Genomic DNA, 3,298 nt, shown 5'->3' on the forward strand with positions numbered 1-3,298 from the left:
TGCAAATTGAAAGTATTCAATCTGAGTTAAAAAATTTAACGTTCAAACCTTATTTGGATGTAGAACATAATTTTTTTCCAGTTAATGAAAATAGAGAACCAAACTATGAAATATATAATTGGGAGAACGTAGGAAAAGATTGGAAAAACTGGTTAGATAAAAATTAAACGTATGCAACTATTCTATAATCCCGACATAAAACAAGGTGATATTACTTTCTTTTTCGACAAGGAAGAAAGTAAGCATATAGTTAAAGTTTTACGTAAAAAAGAAAGCGATACAATATTTATTACTAATGGATTAGGTTTTTTATTTGAATCGAAAATTATTTTAGCTTCTGAGAAAAAATGCGAAGTTAAAATCACAAAAGAAACCTTCCAAGAACCTGATAAATTTTACACGCATATTGTAGTTGCTCCAACTAAAATGAACGACCGATTAGAATGGTTTTTAGAAAAAGCAACCGAAATTGGTATTCATGAAATCACGCCAATAATTTGCGATCATTCCGAACGAAAAGTTTATAAAATTGATCGAGCGGAAAAAATTATTCAAGCTGCCATGAAACAATCGCTTCATTATTATATTCCAAAAATTAATGAACCAATTTCATTCTCACAATTCGTAAAGTTAAATATCGATGGACAAAAATTCATCGCGCATTGTGAAGAAACGGATAAAAAATCGTTTAAAAACGAAGTCAACAAAGACAAGAAAGTTACAATTTTAATTGGACCAGAAGGTGATTTTTCTACAAAAGAAATCAATTTGGCTATTGAAAATGGATTTATTCCTGTAACTTTGGGAAACACAAGATTGCGAACAGAAACGGCTGCTTTAGTAGCTTGTCATACAATTGCTTTGATAAATGAATAAAATCTTAGTCCTTATAATATTGGTTTGGAATTTGGGTTATGCCCAAGAGATTGCTGTTGCTAAATATTCTGGTGGTGGCGATTGGTATGCGAATCCTACTTCTTTACCTAATTTGGCTAAATTTTGCAATCAAAACATCAATACTAAAATCAACACTAAAATCGCAACAGTTGATGTTGGAAGTTCTGAAATATTCACCTATCCATTCGTGCATATAACAGGTCATGGAAATGTTGTTTTTAGTCCGAATGATGTTATAAATCTTCGCAACTATCTTACTTCAGGAGGATTTTTACATATTGATGATAATTACGGTATGGACGAATTCATCCGAAAAGAAATTAAAAAAATATTTCCTGATAATCCATTAACAGAAATTCCTTCTAATCACATTTTATTTCAAGAACCTTTTAATTTTACTGGTGGATTACCCAAAATTCACGAACATGACAATCAAAAACCACAAGCTTTTGGAATTTTTATCGAAGGTAGAATTGTGTTACTTTACACCTACGAAACCGACTTAGGCGATGGTTGGGAAGATGCTGAAGTACACAACAATCCACAAAGTGTTAGAGAAAAAGCACTAAAAATGGGTGCAAATATTTTAAATTACGCATTTAAAAACTAAAAAATGACAGCAAAAGAATTATCTCTAGGAATTGTAAGAGCAGTTGGAATAATTGCAGCTATTTCATTTCTGTTATTTTTCTTATATAAAATTACCACAGTAATTGTCTACTGCATTGTATCTGTTGTTTTTACACTTTTATTGTACCCATTTGTTTTATTTTTAAGAAGAAGACTCAAATTTAGAAACACAATAGCCGTTGTTACCACATTGATAATGGTAATTCTTTTAATTTGGGGAATCATTTTACTTTTTGTTCCGTTAATTATTTCACAAGGAGAAAATTTATCGCTTTTAGATATTAATTCTCTTGAAAATAATTACAACCAACTATTATCCGATGTTACACTTTATTTGAATTCTCACAATATAGATTTACAACAAATTGCTACAAAATCAAACTTAACTTCATTTTCAAATTTTGAATTCATTCCTAATTTTTTAAATAACATCGTAAGTACCATTGGAAATATCGGAATGGGGTTGGCATCGGTTTTATTCATTTCATTTTTCCTGCTTAAAGAAAGAATCGCTTTTGCTACCGCTTTTAAAAATGTTTTACCTACTGAACAAAAAGAAAAAGTAATAAATTCTGTAGAAAAAATAAATGAAATGCTTTCAAGATATTTCTTAGGATTATTACTCCAATTGTTCATTATTTTAGTTTTATATTTTATTGTTTTTTTAATTTTTGGAGTCGATAATGCTTTAATAATTGCTTTATTGTGTGCTGTGTTCAATATCGTTCCTTATGTAGGTCCAATTATTGCAACTTTTGTAGCTGGAATTCTAATTATGATTAGTAGTATTGGAACTGGTGCCGATTTTGCTTCAGAAACATTACCCACAACTATTTATGTTTTAATTGGAATGTTTGTAGTACAATTAATTGATAATAATATCAGTTCGCCTTTGATTTTCTCAAAAAGTACAAATTCACATCCTCTCGAAATCTTTTTAGTGATTTTAATTGCTGGAATTTTATTCGGAATTACTGGAATGATTATCGCTGTTCCGTTTTATACTTCTTTAAAAGTAATTGGAAAAGAATTTTTACCAGAAAATAGAATTATCAGAGTCCTTACCAAAAACTTATAGTTTTGAATTTAGAATTGCTTTTACAAACTGAAATACAAGATTTTATCAACAAAAATCTGAATAAAGATAGCTCAAAATTAGCTTTAAAGAAAAATCCATTTCCAGAAGTAAATTATTCGGTTCTCATCAATCAAATTATTGCGAAAAAGAAAGCGAAAGACAAACTTCCAACTTGGTTTTTAACTGAAAATAATATTTATCCTGAAAAAATTTCAATCGAACAAACTTCGTCAGAAACTACTGCAAAATATAAAGCTTCATTAGTTTCAGGCGAAAATTTAATCGATTGTACGGGAGGATTTGGTATTGACGACTACTACTTTTCAAAACAATTCCAATCGGTCATTCATTGCGAATTGAATGCCGATTTATCACAAGTCGTAAAACATAATTTCGAAGTTCTAAAAGCAATAAATATTGAATGTATTCAAGGTGATAGCACTAGAATTTTAGAACAATTGAATCAGAAATTCGATTGCATCTACATCGATCCATCCAGAAGAAATGATGCCAAAGGAAAAGTCTTCATGTTAGCCGATTGTTTACCAAATGTAGTCGATTTACAAGACTTTTATTATCAATATACCAATACCATTTTAATCAAAACCGCTCCTATTTTAGACCTTCATGCAGGTTTATTGGAATTGAAAAATGTTGCTGAAATTCATATTGTTGCTGTGGATAATGAAGTAA

At 29.7% G+C, this 3,298-nt stretch carries 3 protein-coding genes and 1 pseudogene; all 4 read left to right on the plus strand.

The genetic code is table 11. The features are described from left to right. Window positions 1-171 precede the first annotated feature (171 nt). Window positions 172-876: a 16S rRNA (uracil(1498)-N(3))-methyltransferase gene (locus B4I81_RS00815; protein ID WP_291106411.1), complete on the plus strand. Its 705-nt coding sequence runs from the start codon at window positions 172-174 to the stop codon at window positions 874-876. Beyond that, window positions 869-1,507 (plus strand): DUF4159 domain-containing protein, encoded by a 639-nt coding sequence (locus tag B4I81_RS00820; RefSeq protein WP_291106413.1) that lies wholly within the window; start codon window positions 869-871, stop codon window positions 1,505-1,507. The genes B4I81_RS00815 and B4I81_RS00820 overlap by 8 nt, the downstream gene beginning before the upstream one ends. 3 nt (window positions 1,508-1,510) lie before the next feature. Continuing rightward, window positions 1,511-2,605, plus strand: a complete 1,095-nt coding sequence (locus B4I81_RS00825) for an AI-2E family transporter (protein ID WP_291106414.1) — start codon at window positions 1,511-1,513, stop codon at window positions 2,603-2,605. A 2-nt stretch (window positions 2,606-2,607) separates the two neighbouring features. Beyond that, window positions 2,608-3,298: pseudogene (locus tag B4I81_RS00830) on the plus strand (RsmD family RNA methyltransferase); the annotation flags it as partial.

Source organism: Flavobacterium sp. UBA6195 (assembly GCF_002422095.1).
In the GTDB taxonomy this organism is placed as follows: Bacteria; Bacteroidota; Bacteroidia; order Flavobacteriales; family Flavobacteriaceae; genus Flavobacterium.

Excerpts from the sequence above, each read along its gene's own strand:
- B4I81_RS00815 (WP_291106411.1), top strand. The coding sequence starts at position 172 with ATGCAACTATTCTATAATCCCGACATAAAACAAGGTGATATTACTTTC.
- B4I81_RS00825 (WP_291106414.1), top strand. The coding sequence starts at position 1,511 with ATGACAGCAAAAGAATTATCTCTAGGAATTGTAAGAGCAGTTGGAATA.
- B4I81_RS00820 (WP_291106413.1), top strand. The coding sequence starts at position 869 with ATGAATAAAATCTTAGTCCTTATAATATTGGTTTGGAATTTGGGTTAT.